Source organism: Bifidobacterium sp. LH_426, assembly GCF_056356875.1.
Window position 1 is genome coordinate 85,958 of sequence record NZ_JBKEVB010000003.1, and the last position, 22,177, is coordinate 108,134.

6 protein-coding genes are annotated in these 22,177 nt (G+C 66.5%); 4 read left to right on the forward strand and 2 right to left on the reverse strand.

The window, feature by feature from the left end:
- Positions 1–143 precede the first annotated feature (143 nt).
- Positions 144–1,478, forward strand: coding sequence for an ABC transporter substrate-binding protein (locus AC1AYD_RS04305; RefSeq protein WP_476503287.1), 1,335 nt, complete (start codon positions 144–146; stop codon positions 1,476–1,478).
- 414 nt (positions 1,479–1,892) lie between these two features.
- Here the strand turns inward: AC1AYD_RS04305 and AC1AYD_RS04310 are convergent, their stop codons facing one another.
- Complete coding sequence (locus AC1AYD_RS04310) at positions 1,893–2,990, reverse strand: LacI family DNA-binding transcriptional regulator (RefSeq protein ID WP_476502210.1); 1,098 nt, start codon at positions 2,988–2,990, stop codon at positions 1,893–1,895.
- A 325-nt stretch (positions 2,991–3,315) separates the two neighbouring features.
- On the opposite strand from AC1AYD_RS04310, the gene AC1AYD_RS04315 reads away from it, so the two are divergent.
- Together AC1AYD_RS04315 and AC1AYD_RS04320 are read left to right on the forward strand one after the other, a co-directional pair.
- The gene (locus AC1AYD_RS04315) at positions 3,316–6,816 is read left to right on the forward strand and encodes an immunoglobulin-like domain-containing protein (protein WP_476502211.1); all 3,501 of its coding nucleotides are present in this window, start codon (positions 3,316–3,318) and stop codon (positions 6,814–6,816) included.
- 284 nt (positions 6,817–7,100) lie between these two features.
- Positions 7,101–15,587 (forward strand): glycosyl hydrolase family 95 catalytic domain-containing protein, encoded by an 8,487-nt coding sequence (locus tag AC1AYD_RS04320; RefSeq protein ID WP_476502212.1) that lies wholly within the window; start codon positions 7,101–7,103, stop codon positions 15,585–15,587.
- Positions 15,588–15,801: 214 nt separating this feature from the next.
- Here AC1AYD_RS04320 and AC1AYD_RS04325 read toward each other — a convergent pair whose 3' ends face one another.
- Positions 15,802–17,016 (reverse strand): LacI family DNA-binding transcriptional regulator, encoded by a 1,215-nt coding sequence (locus tag AC1AYD_RS04325; RefSeq protein WP_476502213.1) that lies wholly within the window; start codon positions 17,014–17,016, stop codon positions 15,802–15,804.
- A gap of 212 nt (positions 17,017–17,228) precedes the next feature.
- Between AC1AYD_RS04325 and AC1AYD_RS04330 the strand changes: the two genes are divergently transcribed.
- Complete coding sequence (locus AC1AYD_RS04330) at positions 17,229–22,175, forward strand: LamG-like jellyroll fold domain-containing protein (RefSeq protein ID WP_476502214.1); 4,947 nt, start codon at positions 17,229–17,231, stop codon at positions 22,173–22,175.
- The last annotated feature ends 2 nt before the right edge of the window (positions 22,176–22,177 follow it).

Here is a 22,177-nt window from a genome sequence, read left to right on the forward strand (position 1 = left end):
CCTTCGCTCCCGCGCGCTCTCGCTCCTCGTCGATGCGACACGCACGCACGTGTGACCGGTCACACTTCAGTGTATACTACGGAAGCGTAATCGGTCACACGAGAGTGTCGGCCGAAGCCTCAAGGAAGAGAAAGGCGATTGACATGAAGTTCTCGCTGAAGAAGACCGTGGCGGTGGTTGGCGCCGCGGCGATGCTGGTTTCCGTGGCCGCGTGCGGCGGCTCCGATCAGGGTTCCGCCGGCGACGCGAACGGCGACGTCACGCTGAACCTGTGGGCATGGGAGCCCACGCTCAAGCCGGTCATCAAGGCGTTCGAGAAGAAGTACCCGAACATCAAGATCGACTTCAACAACACCGGCAAGGCGGACACCACCGTCACCTCGCTGAACAACGCGATTCAGGCCGGCAGCGGCATCCCGGACATCGTCCAGCTCGAATACATGACCATCCCGCAGTTCGTGATCGGCGAGCAGAGCCAGCTGGCCAACATCAAGGACAAGACCTCCGGCTACGACAAGTTCTACACGCCGGGCACCTGGAACTCGGTGAGCCTCAACGACGGCGTCTACGCGCTGCCGATGGACTCCGGTCCGCAGGCCATGTTCTACAACAAGGCCACGTTCGACAAGGCCGGCATCACCGAGGCCCCGAAGACGTGGGACGAGTACTACCAGGACGCCAAGAAGATCCGCGCCCTCGGCGACAACTACTACATCACCGCCGACGCGGGCGACATCAAGGTCATGACCGCGTTCCTGTGGCAGGCCGGCGCCAAGCCGTACGAGTCCAAGGGCGAGAACGTCACCATCAACTTCACGTCCGATCCGCAGGTGAAGACCGTCGCCGACTTCTGGCAGAAGATGATCGACGAGGACCTCATCAACACGAAGGTCGCCACCTGGGCCGACGAGTGGAACCGCGGCATCGGCGACGGCACCATCGCCTCCATCTTCGAGGGCGCGTGGATGCCCGCCAACCTGGTCTCCAACTCCGCGGCCGCCAAGGGCAACATGCGCGTCGCCCTGCAGCCGAACTGGGACGCCTCCAAGCCGTCCAACGGCGAGAACGGCGGCTCCGCGCTGGCCGTGACCGCCGCCTCCAAGAACCAGGACGCCGCGTACAAGTTCATCGAGTTCGCCAACCACAGCAAGGAAGGCATCAAGATTCGCACCGACGGCGGCGCCTTCCCGGCCGACAAGGCCACGCTCAAGGACGCCGACTTCCTCAAGGGCTCCGATGAGGTGCGCGCCTACTTCGGCGACCAGGACTACAACCAGGTGCTCGCCGAGGCCGCCGACCAGGTGACCGAATCCTTCCAGTTCCTCCCCTACGCCGGCCAGGCCAACACCATCTACGGCGACTACGTGGGCAAGGCCTACACCGACAAGTCCACGACCCTGCCGAAGGGCCTCGCCGCCTTCCAGAAGGCGCTGGTCAAGTACGGCACCGATCAGGGCTTCACCGTCAAGGAGGGCTGATTCCCCGGAACTGATTCCCCGGAAATCGGTCCGCTGAGACCGATGATCCAAGACTTCTCCTGAATCCTCCTTCACATCAAGGCCGGGCTCCCGTTCGCGGGAGTCCGGCCTTTTCCTTGTGTGATGATCTGCGCGGGGTATCTCTCCCCCAGTCCGCTTCGCGGACAGCCCCCTCGTCAGAGGGGGCCAAGACGGCGGATACCCCCTCAGTCGCGCTTTGCGCGACAGCTCCCCCTGAAGGGGGGGGGCGCAGGGAAACGGCCATGCGCGAAGCGCATGTCAATCCCAATCCCTTGCTCCCCTTTCAGGGGGGAGCTGGCCGGCCGTAGGCCGGACTGAGGGGGTCTCTCCCCCAGTCAGCCTGCGGCTGACAGCCCCCTCGTCAGAGGGGGCCGATTCTCAGACACCGCCTCATCACGCGGATTCGCGAATCACCAGGGTGGTGGGGACTGGGGTGGGGCCTTCCGGGGCCTGTCCGTTGATCGCGGCGATGAGGGTTTCGGACATCGTGGCGCCGAATCGTGCGAGATCCTGGTCGACGGTGGTGATCGCCGGGTCGCAGGTGCGCGAGATCTCGGCGTTGTCGAATCCGGTGACGGCGATGTCGTCGGGCACGCGGTACCCGTCCTCCTGCAGGTGGCGGATGACGCCGGCCGCGAGCGGGTCGTTGGCGGCGACGATGCCGTCGACGCCAACGCCGCCGTGCCCGTCGTCATTCCGGCTTTCGTCTCGTCCGTCGCCGTGGTTTCCGGACAACAGGGGACGCAGTTCCTCCCACGCCGCTTCGGCGCCGTCCAGACTCCAGTCCGCGGCGTGCGTCACCGCGACCTCGACGGCGTCGTCCGTCTCGGCGACCGCGTCGCGGAATCCCTGCAGACGTTGGCGTGCGAAGCGGATCGTCTCCGGCCCGGAGACGTAGACGAGCCGCCTCCTCCCGCGCTTCAGCTGGTAGCGGGTGACGTCGCGCATGGCCGCGCGGTTGTCGTTGACGACGGCGTGGACGTTCGGCGAGTGGATGTTCCAGTCGCCGGCGGTGACGACCGGTGACGGTCCCTGCGCGAACGTGTCGAGCAGCGGGTCGTCGCCGTTGCCGGGAAAGTACAGATAGCCGTCCGCGAACCGTTCGTCGACGAGCCGCCCGAGTCGTTTCGCCGCGTTGGCGTCGTTCACGGTCATGCACAGCATCTGGTAGTCGTGGTCCGCGGCGGCGGCGGTCGCGGCCGCGTAGTGCCGGCTCAGTCCGGGGTCCTGCGTGATGAGCGAGAGTTCGCCGCGGATGACGTAGAGCAGCACGTGGGTGCGTTGCGTGGCGAGCGATCGCGCCGTGCGGTTCGGCGTGAAGCGCAGGTCGCTCATCGCCTTGACGATCCGGTCCGCGGTCGCCTTGGACACGTAGCCGCGTTTGTTGATGTAGCGCGACACCGTCGTCTTGGTGACGCCGGCCGCCGCGGCGACGTCGGCGATGGTGGCGCGGCGGCCGGTCCCGCGGTCGTGGTCGGTGATGGTGCTCATGTGTGTTTGCGTTCCCGTGTGGAGTGGTTCCGGTCGGTCGATGATGCCGCCGGCACCGCATTTCGACTGTCCACAGTAGCGTCCGCCCTGTCCGTTTCGGATGGCGGCGGGTAGGTCGACACGTCGACGATGTCAATATGTTACCGGTTGCACACGAGGTATGTTACCATAAGTAACCGGTAACACAATCGTGGTTGCGTGAGCCGTTCGCCGTCGGTGTTGCAGGCGTATTCGGCGCAATGAATGAACGATGACGATTGAGTTTTCCGCACAAAGAAATGTTTGCGCTATCAATGATGACGCAGATTCAAGGAGGAAAGACAGGATGAGGATAGCCCGTAAGATCGCGGCGATCGCCGCAGGGGCGGCGACCATGGTGGCGTGCGCATTGCCGACCGCCGCCACTGCCGCCGAAACGCAGACCATCACCCCGAACCCGTGGTACCAGTCCGACACCTTCAAGGGCTGGGGCACGTCGCTGGCGTGGTACGCCAACGCGACCGGCCACTACGCGCTGAGCGACAACGCGCAGGCCAAGCAGCTCGCGAACGACTTCTACGACCTGCTGTTCAGCAAGGACGGCCTCGATCTGCAGACCGTGCGCTACAACATCGGCGGCGGCAACGCCTCCGACACCACCGACTACCTGCGCCAGGGCGCGGCCGTCGAAGGCTGGTGGAAGGCCAACCCCGAAGGCGACGGCCACAGCGATACGCTCTACGGCGGCACCGCCACCACCTACGCGAACAAGGACGCCATGCTCAAGGCGTGGAACCCGGACGACGACTCGAGCTACGACTTCGACGCCGACCAGTCCCAGCGCTGGTGGCTCCAGAAGCTCACCGACAACAAGCAGGTCGCCAACTGGGAGCTGTTCTCCAACTCCGCGCCCTACTTCATGACCAACTCCGGCTACGTCTCCGGCCACTGGAAGGGCAGCACCGACGACCAGCTCGCCGGCGACGGCACCGAAGCGGCCGACTCCGACACCAACGCCACCGTCAAGTTCGCCAAGTACCTCGCCCGCGTCGCCAAGTACCTCAAGGACACCTACGGCATCACGCCCGACACCGTCGAGCCGCTCAACGAGCCGAACGACTGCACCAACTGCTGGATCACGCAGGGCAGTGCCTCCAACCCGAGCGGCCGTCAGGAAGGCATGTCCGTCAAGTCCAGCCAGCAGACCTACCTCATCAAGGCGCTGCGCGAGGCGATGGACGCCCAGGGACTCACCGCCACCACCGACGGCAAGCAGCTCGTCTCCGCGATGGACGCCTCCAACTCGGTGAACTTCCAGCGTGAGATCTCCGGCTCCATCGACAACGGCAACGGCTACCTGAAGAACACCTCGAACTGGGACACCGAGCTCGGCCAGTTCAACACCCACGGCTACGGCGACCAGACCTACGCCCAGTGGATCCGCGACTTCGCCAAGTCCACCGGCAAGCCGCTCATGATGAGCGAGTTCGAAGGCGACCTCGGTTCCGGCGGATTCGACCCGTACAGCTTCGAGCGCGCCCTCAACTTCGCCGCCCAGGTCAACACGCAGATGCGCAACTACGAGCCGAACTCGTGGGTGCTGTGGCAGCCCGTCGAGGACTACTACAACATGGAGCAGGACAAGGCCCACGGCGGCGAGAACCTCAACTGGGGCTCCATCTACATCGACTTCGACTGCCAGACCTACACCAAGGAGAACGGCCAGTCCGTCTTCGCTTCCAAGCGCCGCGTGAACAACCTGTACGGCGGCGTGAACGCCGACGGCAAGGTCGCGAACGACGTGCCCGCCTGCACCACGCAGACCAACTCCAAGTTCAACGTGTTCAAGAACTACACGCGCTTCATCCAGGCCGGCGACCACGTGATCGCCACCGACAGCAACGACGCGACCGCCGCCGTGCGCTCCTCCGACAAGAGCCTGCGCCTCGTCGTCTCCAACACGTCCGGCTCCGCGCGCGCCACCACCGTCAACCTTGCCGGCTTCGGCGCGATCGACGCGAACGCCGTCGCCAAGACCTACGCGACCACCGCGGCCGACAAGTCCGGCGGCGACCCGACCTCCAACACGCTCGTGCACGACGACGCGAACGACGTGGCCGTCGACGCGGCGTCCAAGTCCGTCACCGTGAACGTGCCCGCCAAGTCCGTCACCACGATCGTCGTGACCGGCGTCTCCGGCGTCTCCACCGACGCCGTGCAGATCAAGGACGGCGCGTCCTACCCGCTGATGGACAAGAACGGCAACCGCGCGCTCACCGCGGCCTCCGACGGCACCCTGAGCCTCAAGCAGCGTTCCGACGATCTCGCGGACCAGCAGACCTTCACCTTCACCCAGGTGCCCGCCTCCACCTCCCGCCCGTCCGACCGCGCCTACGTCATCAGCACGAAGGACGGCAAGGTGCTCACCGCACAGGGCGACGATCCGACCAGCGGCGACACCGCGGCCGTGACACTCGCCGACAAGACCGTCGACGCCGCGAAGAGCGACCCGTCGGCTGTGTGGATTCTCAACTCCGAGGACGGCGCCACCTTCGGTCTGCTCAACAAGAAGACCGTGAAGACCCTCGACCTCGACGGCGTGAAGGCCGTGGCCAAGCGCTCCACCAGCGCCGGCAGCCAGGCCTGGCGTCTCACCGAAGCGCCCGAGGATCCGAACTGCCCGACCGTCAAGAGCCCGTGGTCCGCGACCACGATGGGCAATGACGCCGGCACCGTCTGCCAGACCTCCACGACCGCCAAGGACTACGGCTTCGCCATCACCGACGGCGCGAACGGCGGCGCATGGACCAACAAGAACGAGTACACCGCCGCCTACCGCGCCGATGCGCTCAAGACCGGCGACTCCCTCACCGCCACCGTCTCAGGCTTCGACGCCGGCGGCAACTCCGACGCCCGCGCCGGCATCGTCGTGCGCAACGATCTGTCCGCCGACGGCCAGAACTCCGCCAAGGGCTACGCTTTCCTGCTGCTGAGCAAGAACGGCCTGTTCTGGCAGAACGACACCGACGGCAACGGCTACATCGACTGGGAGGCAGGCGACAAGAACACGGCCGTCACCTCCGAGACCGTGAGCGGCGGCACCCCGGTAACCATCCGCGTGACCCGCAAGGACGCCAACACCCTGGAGGGCTTCTACAAGGCCGCCGACGGCACGTTCGTCAGCGTCGGCACCGTCGCCGTGCAGGGCGCGGACGACGCGCTCGACACGGGCGTCGTCGCCGAGGCCAACAACGGCAAGGCCGGCGCCACGATGACCTACACCGGCGTCGACCTGTCCAGCGACAAGGAAGCACCGAAAGACACCACCAAGCCGGTCATCTCCGGCGTGGATGACGTGACGCTCGACTACGGCGCCTCCTTCGACCCGATGGCCGGCGTGACCGCCACCGATGACGTCGACGGCGACCTGACGGGCCAGATCACCGTGCAGGGCACGGTCGACACCTCCAAGGCCGGCGACTACACGCTGACCTACACGGTCTCCGACAAGTCCGGCAACACGGCCACCGTCACCCGCACGGTGACGGTCAAGGAGAAGGCCGTGCCGGATCCGGACAACCCCGGCAACCCGACCGACCCGGACAACCCCGGCAACCCGTCGAACCCGTCCGAACCGTCCAAACCGAACCCGTCGCAGCCTTCCCAGCCGTCCGGCAGCGGCAACGGCAGCGGAACGCTCACCGGCGGCAAGAACCAGTCCAACGACTCCGGCACGAAGAAGCACCTGTCCGCCACGGGCAGCGCCGTGCTGCCGGTCCTCGGACTCTCCATCGTGTCGCTGATCGCGGGCGCCTCCCTCCTCCTTAGGGCGAAGCGCGAACAGTGACAATCCCGTCGCGCGCGAGGTTCTTCCTTCGCGTCGCGCGCGGCGCTCCTTCCGTTGGCGGCGGTTTCCTTCCCGCCGCCAACGCTCCTTTTTCCCGTCCTCTCGCTTGACGTGTATGCCGTGTCACGTAGCGGTTGTAACCGATCACAAAGTGTTCTATAATCTGACATGTAACCGGTGACACGGTGTGGTGGCACATATTGCGTCAAGAGCCGCTTCGAGAGCTGTGATGTCTCGTTGCGGCTGACGGGTTGCATTCACAGGAAGAAAGACAAGGACAATCAATGAAGAAGATACCCATCGGGAAACTCGCGCGCCGCGCGGTGGCGGCCGTCGTCGCCGCCGGCATGGCGGTCACGCTCATGCCGTTCGCGGCGAGCGCGGCCACCGCCGCCGAAACCGACGCGGCGGCGCAACCGGCCGCCTCCGTCGAGAAATACGCCTCGCAGAAGGACCTGCGCGACCAGGTCAACTTCAACCGCGGATGGAAGTTCATCCGTCAGGACGTCACCGGCGCGCAGGCCGCCGGCTACGACGATTCGGAATGGACCGACGTGGCCCTGCCGCACGACTTCGACATGCCCTACGAGGTGGGCGGCGACAACGGCGGCCAGAACTGGTACGTCGGCTACGGCTGGTACCGCAAGGCGTTCCAGGTGACCGACGACTGGCTCGCGAACGGCCGCCAGGTCGAGATCGAATTCGAAGGCGTGTTCCAGGTCGCCGACGTGTACGTGAACGGCCAGAAGGTCGGCACGCACGAAGGCGGCTACTCCGGCTTCGCCTACGACCTCACCAAGTACCTGAAAGCCGGCACGAACGAGATCGCCGTGCGCGTCAACAACATCTGGCAGCAGGACCTCACGCCGCGTGCGGGCGACCACCAGTTCAGCGGCGGCATCTACCGCGACGTGTACCTGCGCCTCACCTCCCCCGTGCACGTGGCCCGCTACGGCACGTTCGTCACGGCCCCGGCGCTGACCAACCCGGAGTTCGATTCGAGCGCGCAGAACATCGACTTCAGCCGCTATCCGAACGACGATGCGCTCGCCGCCAACCTCAAGGCGAAGCGCTCCAACCTGAGCGTCGCCACCGACGTGACCAACGCCGCGGCCAAGGACCAGTACGTGCAGGTCAGGCAGGAGCTGGTGGACGCCAAGGGCAAGACCGTCGCGACCAAGGACGGCCAGGACGCCTTCTACTCCAAGGTGACCAAGATCGAGGCCGGCAAGACCGCCACCCTCGACGCGACGAGCGGCGGGCTCGGCGACACCGGCAAGATGTACGACGGCCTGGACCTGTGGGATACCGAGAACCCGAACCTGTACACCGTGAAGACCACCGTGGTCGCCGGCGACAGCGAGAAGCTCGACGACGCCGCGACCGTCGACGAGTACGAGACCAGCTTCGGCTTCCGCACCGCGCAATGGAAGAACGACGGCTTCTACCTCAACGGCAAGAAGACGCTGCTCAACGGCGCCAACGTCCATCAGGACCACGGCGGCTGGGCCAACGCCGTCACCGATGCCGGCTTCGAACGCGACGTGAAGATGATCAAGGAAGCCGGCATGAACTTCATCCGCGGCTCCCACTACCCGCATGACGTGGCGTTCGCCGAGGCGTGCGACCGCCTCGGCGTCCTGTTCTGGTCCGAGAACGTGTTCTGGGGCATGGGCGGCCAGGCCGGCAAGAACGACGACCCGTCCGGCCAGGCCAGCGACTGGCTGCGCGACGCCTACCCGCAGAACGCCGCCGACCAGGACTCCTTCGACCAGAGCGTGCTCGACGCGATGCAGGAGATGATCCTCGAGAACCGCAACTCCCCGTCCGTGATCAGCTGGTCCGCCGGCAACGAGGTGTTCTTCACCTCCGACGCCACCCAGCAGCGCGCCAAGGAACTGGTGAACAAGGAACGCAACCTCGCCCACCAGCTCGACCCGACCCGCAAGACCGGCATGGGCGGCGCGCAGCGCCAAGGCTACGACCAGCTCTCCGTGGCCGACGTCGCCGGCTACAACGGCGACGGCGGACGCATCTGCGGCGGCGGCCAGTGCCCGAACACGTGGATGCCGAACATGGTCGCCGAATACGGTTCCCCGACCATCGATCGCCCGGGCGCCGTCGTCAACGACAAGGCCCAGTACAAGCCCGGCACGTCCGTCTACGGCGAACTCGACAAGGACAACGACGGCAAGTACACGCTCACCAAGAACAGCGCGGGCCTCGCCCTGTGGGCCGGCTTCGACCACGGCACCGTCGGCGGCAAGGACCTCGCCAAGATGGGCATGATCGACTACTTCCGCGTGCCGAAGAACCTGTGGTACTGGTACCGCGAGAACCAGGGCGACGGCTCCAAGCCGGAAGTCTCCAAGTCCGGCACCGCCACGCACATGGAGATCGCCGAATCCGCCGACTCCCCCAAGACCCTGACCAACGACGGCAAGACCGACGCGCAGATCATCGTCACGATGAAGGACGCCAACGGCGACTGGGTCTCCGACAACCGTGAGGTGACCCTTAAGGTCACCGACGGCCCCGGCGTGCTCGCCGGCGGCAAGACCTACAAGTTCACCAAGAACGTCTCGATGAAGGACGGCAAGGCCGCCATCGAGTTCCGCTCCTACTACTCCGGCACCACCACGCTGACCGCTTCCGCGGAAGGCCTGCCTGACGCCACGTTCCAGATCACCACGAAGGACGTGACCGGCGGCAACGAAGGCACCGAGCCGAAGAACTTCTACGAGGCCGGCCAGTGGGCCACCGCGGGTCTGAAGATCCCCGAGCCGATGGCCTACGGCGACACCAACAAGGCGCTCAACCGCCCGACCAGCCCGACCAGCTCCGAGGCCGGCCATGAGGGCGCGCTCGGCGCCGACGGCGACGAGAACACCCAATGGATCGCGGGTACCGCCGGCTCCGGCCAGGCGTTCGTCCTGTCCACCGAATTCGCCCAGTACGTGTACAAGATCCGCCTCGGATTCGGCGACAAGACCCCGTACCCGTACACGCTGTCCGTGCAGAACGACAAGGGCGAATGGGTGAAGGTCTCCTCGTACACCGCCGACACCGTCGCCTCCCGCCCCGCCGAGGAGAACGTCGGCGGCCTGTACACCGGCGCCGTCAAGGTGGAGTTCACCGACGTGCCGGACGGCGAGCACGCGTTCCTCAACGAGCTCGAGGTCTACGGCAACGACCAGGCGCAGGCCCCGCAGTACGCCGAGGACGGCGCCTACCTCGCCGACCTCGTCGCCGGCGGCAAGCAGGTGACGATCGGCGGCGTGAGCTACGCCAAGGGCGTCGCGCAGGGCGCGAACGCCAGCACCGAAGCCAAGGCCGACGGCAAGTACAGCCGCGTGCTCGGCGTCGCCGGACTCGACTCCTCCGTCACCTCCGGCTCCGCCACGTTCACGATCAAGGCCGACGGCGTGACCGTCTGGGAGCGCCAGCTCGCAGCGGGCCAGAAGGCCGACTTCGACGTGTCCGTGAGCACGGCGAAGAAGATCGAATTCTCCACGTCGGACGCGCCCTCCACCGTCACCGCGGACTGGGGCGACGTGCGCCTCCTCGGCGCCCTGCGTTCCATCACCGCGCCCGGCTCTTCGCTCGGCGTGCGGTTCGCCGGCGTGACCGCGCAGCTCACCGGCGGCACCCCGTACCGCGCGGCCGTGCGCCTCACCAACTCCGGCGACGCCGCCGTCAATGCGAAGGTCGTGCTGACCGTGAAGCGCGCCTCCGATGATTCCGTGGTCTCCACGGGTGCCGCCACCGCGTTCGTCGCGCCCGGCGCCACGCAGGACGCCGACGTGAGCGTCCCGGTCGACAGCGCCGAAGGCCTCACCGCCACCATCCAGGTGGTCGACGCCGCCTCCGGCGACGCCCTCAGCAAGGAGGCGGTCATCGGAACGTCCGACACGACCGCCCAGGCCGAGGAGACGGTGAACGTCGCCGCCGACTCGACGCTGCAGGCGTGGAAGACCGAGAAGACGCAGAACTTCTCCGGCAAGACCTACGTCGGCGCGATGCTGCCCTCCGGCTACGACTCGCTCGGCGAAGGCTTCAAGTCCACCGACACGAACGACGGCACCGACGCGAAGATGGGCCTGCTGCGCTTCGACCTCACGAAGTACCAGGGCAACGCGCCCAAGTCCGCGAAGATCGACCTGACCTACATCGGGTACAAGGGCTCCTTCGCCGCCACCGATACCGACACGGTCAAGGTCACCGCCATCGACCCGTCCAAGTGCACCAACGGCGCCTCCTGCGCCGTCGAGGACGCGACCTGGGCTAACCGCCCCGACTTCGACGCCACCGCGGAAGGCACGGTCGTCGTCGAATCCGAACCGTTCGCACTCGGCGGCTACAAGCTCGCCGGCACGGACAAGGACATGAAGATCACCGGCACCAAGGTGAGCGTCGACGTCACCGATATCGTGGCGCAGGCGATCGCCGCCGGCAAGACCTCCGTGACGTTCGCGATGAACGAGACCAAGGGCGCCGACGTGCGCTTCGTCAGCTCCGAAGGCGCGCACGGCGGCATGACCAACGCCAAGGCCGACATGGCTCCGGTGATGACCGTCACCGTGGACCGCAAGACCGAGCCCGGCGTCGCGCTCGCCGGCCTCGCCGTCACCGCGCCGGCGAAGACCGACTACCGCAAGGGCGACGTGTTCGACGCCACCGGCATGACGGTGAAGGCCGTCTACTCCGACGGCTCCGAGCAGGAGCTCAACGCCGACCAGTACGGCTACGAGTTCTCCCCCGCGCTCGTCGACGGCGGCCACTTCGCCAAGGCCGGCACGTACATGCTGACCGTCACCGAGAAGGTGAGCGCCGCCAGCCCGAAGACCGCCACGCTGACCTTCACCGTGCCCGACGAGGGCGCCGACTACGTCTACGTCACCGGCATCGCGGTGGACAAGCAGCCCACCAAGACGAAGTACCAGTTCGGCAAGAACGAGCAGTTCTCCGCCGACGGCCTCGTCGTCGTCAAGACGATGTCCGACGGCTCCAAGGTCGCGCTCGCCGCCTCCGACTACACGCTGGAGGGCGCCGATTTCGACACCAACGGCGTGGGCGCGCACGTCATCACCGTCCGCTACGGCGACTACACCGCCGCGTTCACCGTGTACGTGGTCTCCGATGCCACCGGCGGCGACGACGGCGACACCTCCAAGGACGACCTGCTCTGGTACAACCAGCCCGCCTCCAAGACCGAATTCCGCCAGCTCACCGGTGGCCATGGCTTCACCTGGTGTTTCATGTCGAACTGCGACACCGACCAGGTGTGGCAGCAGGCCACGCTGCCGATCGGCAACGGCCGCATCGGCGGCACCGTCTACGGCGAAGTCGGCAAGGAGCACGTCGTCTTCAACGAGGAGACGCTGTGGACCGGCGGTCCCGGCTCCTCCGCGAACTACAACGGCGGCAATATCGAGTCCAAGGGCAAGAACGGTGCCACGCTGCGCAACCTCAACAAGAAGCTGCAGCAGGGCGGCACGCTCAGCCAGGGTGAGGTCAACGGCCTCGTCGGCGGCACAGACGACGCGGCGCACGGCGGCTACCAGACCTGGGGCGACCTGACCATCGACTACGGCTTCGGCGACGACGCCCAGTACTCGGACTACAAGCGCGACCTGAACCTCTCCAAGGGCAAGGCCGACGTGACGTTCAAGCATGACGGCGTCACCTACACGCGCGAATACCTCGCGTCCAACCCGGACAACGTGATGGTCGTGCGCCTGAAGGCCAGCGAGGCCGGCAAGCTCAACCTGAACGTCGCGATGCCGACGTACAAGAACGTCACCAAGGACGGGGAGAAGACGGTCGTCAAGGGCGATACGCTCACCACGTCCGGCGCGCTGAAGAACAACGGCCTGCGCTACGATTCGCAGATCAAGGCCGTGCTCGAGGACGGCTCCGTCGCCGCGGGCGACGACGACGCCTCGCTCAAGATCTCCGACGCGACCACCGTGACCCTGTACATCGCGGCGGCCACCGACTACAAGCAGGTCTACCCGACGTACCGCACCGGAGAGACGGCCGAGGCGCTCGCCAAGCGAGTGGCCGAGACCGTCACGAAGGCCGCGAACAAGGGCTACGGCAAGGTCAAGGACGCGTCCGTCAAGGACCACGCCGCCCTGTACGACCGCGTGAAGCTGAACCTCGGCCAGGCCATCCAGGACGAACCGACCGACCAGCTGCTCGCCAAGTACACCGACGGCTCCGCCACCGACGCGCAGAAGCGCGAGATCGAGACGCTGCTGTACCAGTACGGCCGCTACCTGACCATCGGCTCCTCCCGCGAGAACAGCCAGCTGCCCAGCAACCTGCAGGGCATCTGGGCCGCCCGCGGCGCCGACAAGGCCTACCAGAGCGGCAACAACCCGTGGAACTCCGACTTCCACCTCAACGTGAACCTGCAGATGAACTACTGGCCCACCTATTCGAGCAACCTCGCCGAATCGGCCACGCCGCTCATCGCCTACGCCAAGGGACTCGTCGAGCCCGGCCGTGTGACCGCGAAGATCTACGCGGGCGCCGAGACCAAGGCCGGAACCCCGATCGGCGAAGGCAACGGATTCATGGTGCACACGGAGAACACCCCGTACGGCTGGACCACGCCGGGCGCCGCCTTCTCGTGGGGCTGGTCGCCGGCCGTCATGCCGTGGCTGCTGCAGAACGTGTACGAGGAATACGAGTACACGGGCGACAAGGCGTCCCTCGAACAGGACATCTACCCGCTGCTCAAGGAGGAGTCGAACTTCTACGTCAACTCCATGCTGCACGAGGCGTACCTGAAGGACAAGGACGGCAAGACCCGCCTCACCACCGGTGTGGCGTACTCGCCGGAACAGGGTCCGCAGGGCACCGACGGCAACACCTATGAGAGCTCGCTCGTCTGGCAGATGCTCAACGACGTGATCGAATCCGCCGAGACCCTCGGCAAGGACGAGAAGCTCGTCGGCGACACCACCGCCTGCGCCACCGCCAACTGGGCGAAGGACGACGACGGCAACTTCACCGACAAGAACGCCAACCGTTCGTGGAGCTGCGCCAAGAGCCTCCTCAAGCCGATCGAGATCGGCGACGACGGCCAGATTAAGGAGTGGTACAACGAAGGCAAGCTAGGCCACGACAAGGACGGCAACGCCATCCCCAGCTACCAGCAGAACCACCGCCACATGTCCCACCTGCTCGGCCTCTACCCCGGCGACCTGATCACCATCGACAACCCGGAGTACATGGAGGCCGCCAAGGTCTCGATGAACGACCGCGGCGACGTGGCGACCGGCTGGGGCCGTGCGCAGCGCATCAACGCGTGGGCGCGCACCGGCGACGGCGACCGCGCGTACAAGATCCTCGGCGAGCTCATCGCGCAAGGCATGTACGCGAACCTGTTCGACGCGCACCCGCCGTTCCAGATCGACGGCAACTTCGGCTACACCGCCGGTGTGGACGAGATGCTCCTGCAGTCCAACTCCACGTTCACCGCGAAGGACGGCACGAAGTACGCGAACTACACCAACATCCTGCCGGCCCTGCCGTCCAGCTGGGCGACCGGTTCGGTGGACGGTCTGGTGGCCCGCGGCAACTTCACCGTGAGCACCTCCTGGAAGGACGGCAAGACCACCGCGGTCACGCTCGTCTCCAACAAGGGCAACCAGGCCGCGGTGAAGCTCACCAAGGGCGACGCCTCCGCCGTGGTCGTGCGCGACGGCGACGGCAAGCTGGTCAAGTCCAAGGTCGTCGAGAACAAGGATGGCGCCAAGTTGGTCGTGTTCGCGACCAAGGCGGGTGCCACCTACACGATCGGCGAAGGCACGATCGCCGCGCCGGGCGCCCCGGCCGACCTGACCGCCGCCGAAGTCGGCAAGACCTCGGTCAAGCTCACCTGGAACGCCTCCGTCTCCGAAGCGGGCGTCGCCAAGTACCTCGTGAGCGTCGACGGCAAGCAGGTCGCCGAAGTGGACGGCACCACCACCGAGTACACGGCCACCGGCCTGACCGCCGGCACCGAGTACACGTTCCAGGTGACCGCCGTCGACACCCTCGGCGTGAGCTCCGATCCTGCCTCGATCAAGGTCACTACCGCCGCCGAATCCACGGTGGACAAGTCCGCGCTGACCGCGCTCATCGATTCGACCGCCGGCCTCGTCGAGACCGACTACACCGCCGAATCGTGGACGGCGTTGCAGACCGCGCTCACCGCGGCCCGCACGGTGCATGACGACGCCAAGGCCACGCAGGCCCAGGTCGACGCCGCCGCCAAGGCGCTGGACGCCGCGATCAAGGCGCTCAAGCGCGTGGATTCCGGCAAGCCCGATCAGCCCGGCAAGCCCGACCAGCCCGATCAGCCCGGCAAGCCTGACCAGCCCGACCAGCCCGGTACCCCGGGCCAGACCAACCACACGATCACTCTTGACCCGGTGGAGGTCGAAACCGGCAAGACGGCGACGATCGACGAACCGAAGAACGTCGACGGCTACACGGCCCGCGAGATCGCCAAGGCGGCCTCGCTCGGCACGGTCACGTTCAGGCACGGCGCGCTCGCGTACCGTGCCGGCGACAAGGCCGGCGACGACTCCTTCACCCTGCGCTACACGATGAAGGACGGCACCACGATCGACGTGGTCTACCGGGTGCGCGTCAAGGCCCCGCTCTCCGCGACCGGCACCTCGGTCACGGCCGTCATCCTGGCGATGTTCCTCCTCGCCGGCGCCGGAGTCACGATCCAGTTCACGCGCAGGAAGGAGGGACGCCACGTCGCGTGAGTGATTGAGTGATGCGGCGGATACCCCCTCAGTCGCGCTTTGCGCGACAGCTCCCCCTGAAGGGGGCGCAAGGGAGACGGTCATGCGCGAAGCGCATGTCGATTCTTTGCTCCCCCTGTGAGGGGGAGCTGGCCGGCCGCAGGCCGGACTGAGGGGGTATCCGCCGTCAGACGGACAATCGTATCGGCCTGCTGCCGATTCTCAGACGCCGCTCTCACGCGGAATCGCGGATCACCAGGTCGGTGGGGAGGACGACGGTGTCTCCCGGCTTCACGCCGGAATCCCCGAAACGCCCGGAATCACCCGGACCGCACTTGCCGCTTTTCCCGCGGATCTCGTCGATCACCAAGCCCGCCATCACCCATCCGCGGCGTTCCATGTGCTGGTCGATGGTGGTGAGCTGCGGCGTGACCGACGTGGCCGCCGAACTGTTGTCGAACCCGGAGACCGCGATGTCGCCGGGAACGTCGTAACCCAGTCGCTGCAGCTCCTCGACCGCGCCCGCGGCGAGCGTATCGTTCGCGCAGATGACGGCGTCGCGCGTGGCGAGCGTGCCGTCGGCCGCCCACGCGCGGACGGCGGCGACGGCGCTCGCCGGCCGCCAGTCCGCCGCGTAGTGGATGGGCAGCGCGTCGGCGACGTCCGGCAGCAGTTCGCGCGTGACGTCGCGGAACGCGGTGAGGCGTTCCGGCGCGCCCGGCATGTTCATCGGTCCGCAGATGTAGGCGGGTCGCGTGCGGCGCAACGCCGCCGCCGCGCCGCCGCTCGCGCTTCCCGTGAGCACGTACCGGATGAGCCGGGCCATCGCACCGGTGTTGTCGACGTCCACCGACGTGCACTGGATCGGCCGCGTGTATCCGGTGCCGGAGATCACGGCGGGCGTCGAGCGGCGCATGAACATCTCCAGCAGCGGATCGTCGTCCTCCATCGTGTACAGCAGATAGCCGTCCGCAAAACCGCCGCCCACGAGACGTTCGATGTTGGCGCGCGATTCGTCGTTCTCGCTCATCAGTGTGACCATCTGCCATCCCTCGTGCGTGATGCGCGCGTTGGCGCTGGCGATGATGCGCATGATGTTCGGATCGGAGACGATGTCTTCCGAGACGGCGTGGATGATGAGCGCGACGAGCTGCGTGCGCTTCTGCGCGAGCGTGCGTGCGGCGGAACTCGGCGAATAGTCGATGTCGCGGATGGCCTGTTCGATGCGTTCCGCGGTCTTCTTGGCGACGCCGGCGCGGCCGTTGAGATAGCGCGAGACGGTCGCGTACGAGGTGCCGGCGCGCTTGGCGACGTCGTAGATGGTGGGACGGTGGCCGGAGTCGGCTGCGATGGGTTTGGTCGTGGTTGTGGTGGGTTCGGTTTCGGTTTTGGTGGAAGTGGGTTCGCTGGGAGTGGTTCCGCGTGTATCGTACTGCTGCTCGCGGGTCATGGATGTCCTTTGCACAATGGTTCGGCAGTTCCGTGGTCGATGGTAGGGGGCGGCATGCCCAGGTGGTCATGGAAACCCTTTTCGTGATTTTCGACATACGGATGGTGAGCGCTTACATCATCGTGTATGATGGCGTTGTAACCGGTCACAGGGAGGTGTGTCCGGGAAGGGGTCGACGTGATGACCTCGGACAAGGAAGACTAAGGAGAGCAATGAAGCGACAGACAACAACCGACGCCGTTCCGACGGCGTCGAAGCGTCCGTTCGTGCGGCGCGCCATCGCGGCCGTCGCATCCGCCGCCATGCTGCTGACGATCGTGCCATTGGCCGCGCAGACCGCGGTGGCCGACGAACCGTCGTACAGCGACAACGGCACCATCCACACGTACGCGCCCACCGGCGCGGGCACCGACGTGCTCGGCAACAAGACCGACAGCCCCGACGTGGCCTCGGACAAGTACCAGGTGAGCGTCAACGGCACCGACGTGGAGGCCGTGCAGTACACGGCCAAGGGCCACAACTTCGACATCGCGCGATTCGCGTCCAGCTCGCGCACGCCGGTCGTCAAGGTCACGATGATCGACGGCGAGACCATCGACAAGGTCAACATCTACCCGGAGCACTACTACGAAGGCAAGTACGAGGTCAGCGCCGACAAGAAGACCCTGACCTTCAAGATGGAGCAGAGCCTGATCTCCGCGATGGTCATGATCAACAGCGGCGACCAGGTCAATGCCAAGGGCCAGCCGTACCTCGCGCTCATCAATGACACCATCGAGGACAAGACCGCCGCGCCGAGCGACGCCGAAGGCACCAGCGCCGACGAGAAGGCGTGGGGCTACAACGAGGCCACCGGCGTGCTCAACTTCAAGACCTTCGCCAAGAAGTACCTGGAGTCCGAGGCCGGCGCCAAGCTGCCCGACGGCGAGACCACGGTGAAGAAGCAGGAGGCCATCAAGGCCCACGCCACCTCGCTGTACAACGACGGTGCGGGCGCCACGGTCGGCGGCCAGAAGGTCACCGGCATGACCTCCGACGGCCAGATCGTCGACCCCTCCAAGACGCAGGTCGGCTACCCCGACCAGCGCAGGATGAGCGACGACGACGCCACCTACGCGCTGCAGGCCGCGTTCGACTTCATCGAGAACAAGGGCGCCACGCTCAACACCCTGTACTTCCCGAACGGCACCTACACCTACGGCGGCCTCGACGTCAACGGCATCGACGGCGGCAAGGTCAAGGGCGGCACGCTCAAGATCTACGCCGACGAGGGCGCGCTGCTCAAGAACCACGTGCAGCCGTACCGCGAGGCCCAGGAGCCGGCCATCGGCATCTGGAACTCGAAGCACATCGAGCTCTCCGGCCGCGGTATCTACGACGGCCAGGGCGCCAAGAACTACTCCGACAAGAACGGCAACACCTCCGGCGACAAGAACGACGCCTACAACAGCCAGCACCAGGCCGGTGTCATGGTCGTGCAGTCCAGCGACATCGTCTTCAACGACACGTACATGCGCGGCGCGAAGCAGTGGAACTGGGAGACGCACACCGCCAAGAACGTCACCTTCAACAACATCAAGGGCCTGACCCCGTACGAGATGAGCTGGGGCGACGGCATGGACTTCGCGTCCGGACAGAACCTCACCGTCAACGGCGCCGTGACCTTCGGCAACGACGACACCTTCGCCTCCGGCCACTACAACCCGGGCCGCTGGTTCCAGCCCGACAAGCCCGACCTGTACAACAAGATGTTCAAGTTCAACACGGACTCCCCCAACATCCAGGGCTATGACAACGCGGTCGGCGGATACGACGCCTTCGTGAAGTCGCACGGCATCGACAACGACTCCTGGGACACCGCGGACAGCCACGACATCACGCTGAACAACACGCTCGGCTGGTCGTTCTCCGGCGGCAACGGCATCCGTCTCGGCCATGAGGCGCACGGCTACCAGCTGCGGAACTACACGTTCAACAACTTCAACTCCCTCGGCTTCAAGGGCGGCGGCCGCGCGGTCACCATCCAGAACCACACCGACATCTACCCGCGCTACGAGAACATCGTCATCAAGGACTCCTCCTTCGACACCTCGCGCGTCGGTACGAACTTCGACATCAACGGCGCCGACGGCTCCAGCAAGGTGACCGTCAAGGCCGCCGACCAGAAGGAGAACGGCTATCGCCCGAACCCCGACGGCAGCGGCGCCGACTACAACGTCGACCGCGAGCCGATCGCCAACGTGACGATCGACAACACGTGGTTCTCCAACGCGAACGCCGGATTCGGACTCAACAACGTCACCAACGCGACCGTCAACGACCTGCACGTGGGCGGCAAGCAGGTGCAGTACAGCAACCAGGCGAAGTTCGCGAAGAACGACTCCGTCGCCAAGCTCGCCTACACGTACACCGACGCGGACGGCAAGACGCAGGACGTCAAGCAGAACACCGTCCCGACGTTCACCTCCCCCGCCGGCGACCTCGTCACGGCGACCGCCGGCCAGAAGCTCGCGTTCGACGTGAAGGCCGACGATCCGGACGTGGCGAACGGCGACAACGTCAAGCTGTCCGTCTCCGATCTGGGCGAACTGGCCGGCGCCGCGTTCGACGCCGCCACCGGCGCGTTCACCTGGACCCCGACCGAGGAGCAGGCCGGCAAGAACTACACGGTCACGTTCACCGCGGCCGACGCCGGCGCCCAGGCGGGCGACTACGACGCGACCGTCAAGACCATCCGCATCCGCGTGGTCTCCGCCAAGTCCGAAGTCAAGTCGGTCGCCTCCACCGCCGACGCCTACGTCGCCTCCTGGAAGACCAACAAGACCACCGACTACAGCGCCAACCCGGGCGGCAAGAACACGGCCGGCTACTTCGCCGTGCGCAACGCCTCCGGCAAGGGTCTGCTCGGCGAGCAGAACAAGAGCACGAACACCGGCGACGGAACCGACGTGAAGATCGGCTTCGTCCAGTTCGACCTCTCCCAGTTCGCCGGTACCACCCCGAGCGCCGCGCAGCTCAAGCTCACGCTGATCGGCCGCCGCTACGACACCGCCAACCGCGCCGACGAGCAGATCACCGTCACCCCGGTGAACGCCGACAAGCGCCTCGACGGCACCGCGTTCGACGGCAAGCTGTCCGGCATGACCTGGAACACCCGCCCCGACTTCAACGCCGCGGAGGACGCGACCACCACGTCCGCCGCGTTCGACAACGGCAACAACGAGGTGCGCAACGACGTGCCCGGATCCGTCGCCGGCACCGAAATCACCGTGGACGTGACCAAGGCCGTGCAGGACGCGATCGCCGCGGGCAAGACCACGCTGCTGCTGGCCGTCGGCGGCAAGAACGCCAACGACGAGCTGTACTTCGTCAACACGAAGGGCGCCGCCGAAGGCATCTACGGCGCGAAGGCCGAGCAGGCCCCGACGCTCGACGTCACCCTGCCCACCGCGCAGCCCACGTCCGACGTGCTCGCCGACTTCACGTTCGACGACCTCAAGGACGGCACGACCGGCTACCTCGATGATTCGTCGTCCGCCGCGACCGCCTCGATCGAAGGCAAGGCCGCGACCGGCACGAACGACTCCGACAACACCACCGCCGCGAAGATCGGCAACGGATTCTGGCTGAACCTCGCCAAGGCCGACGGCACGCCGCTGCTCAAGGGCGCCGACGCGCTGACCGTCACCTTCGACGCGAAGCCCGACTCCGGCAACCCCGGCTGGGCGTTCTACGCCGCGCCGAACGCGAACGCGCCGGTCTACAACAAGTCCGAGCACTACCTCGGCGTCATGGCCAAGCCCGGTTCGGTGACCGTCGAACGCTACAACACCGACGGCAACCGCGACACCCGCGGCAACGCGTCCGGCGACGCGCCCGCCTCCGGCTGGTACAAGGTGGCCGTCACCGTGAGCGACGACTTCACCCGCCTGTACGTCAACGGCAAGCTCGTCAAGGAAAGCACCGACGTCTCCGGCCTGGGCCTGCCCGCCATCCTCGGCGAGGGCGGCGGCATCCTCCAGATCGGCAAGGCGAACTGGGGCTCCGGCGAGTACTACTCCGGTCTGCTCGACAACCTGAAGATCTACAACCGCGCGCTCACCAGCGAGGAGATCGCGGCCGGCCAGGGCGGCGGCGAGACCCCGTCCGACAAGACCGCCCCCGTGTTCTCCGGCGTCGACGACGTGACGCTCGACTACGGCGCCACGTTCGACCCGCTGGCCGGCGTGAAGGCCACGGACGACGTGGACGGCGACGTCACCGCCTCGATCAAGGTGAGCGGCACCGTCGACACCTCCAAGGCCGGCAAGTACACGCTGACCTACACCGTGTCCGACAAGGCCGGCAACGAGGCGAAGGCGACCCGCACGGTCACCGTCAAGGAGAAGCCCGCCGAGCCGGTGACCGTCACGGCCATCGCCGTGGACACCGGCGCGGCCAAGACCGAGTACACGGTCGGCGAGACCTTCTCCGCCGATGGACTCAAGGTCACGAAGACCCTGTCCACCGGTAAGACGGTCGACGTCGCGGCCGGCGAATACACGCTGACCGCCGCCTCCGCCGACGGCACCGCGGTCGACCTGAAGTCCGCGTTCGCCGACTCCCTCGCCGGCGCGACGGTCACCGTGACCGTCACCTACACCGGTGCGGACGCGGCCGAAGGCCTCCAGCCCGCCACCTTCGCCGTGACCGTCAATGCGAAGGACGTCGAGCCCGAGCCGACTCCGGCGACGGATGCTGAGTTCAAGGCCCTCGGCGAGGCGATCGACGCCGCGAAGACGCTGCAGGAGAAGGACTACAAGTCCGGCTGGGATGCGTTCCAGTCCGCGCTTGACGCCGCGGAGAAGGTCTTCGAGAACAAGGCCTCCACCTCCGATCAGGTGAACGGCGCGCTCAAGGCGCTGCAGGACGCGGTCGCGGGTCTGAAGTCCAACGGTACCGGCAACGGCGGCGGCAACACGGGCGACAATGGTGGCAACGGCGGTAATGCCGGTGCCGACACCGGTTCCGCTGTGAAGCCCGGTTCCGCGAAGCCGCAGCAGAAGCCCGCTCAGGGTGGTCTGTCCAACACCGGTGCCGATGTGGCCGTGGTGTTCGCGATCGCTGCCGTGCTGACCCTCGCCGCCGGCGCGGTCCTCGCCCTCAAGCGTCGCGCCTGACA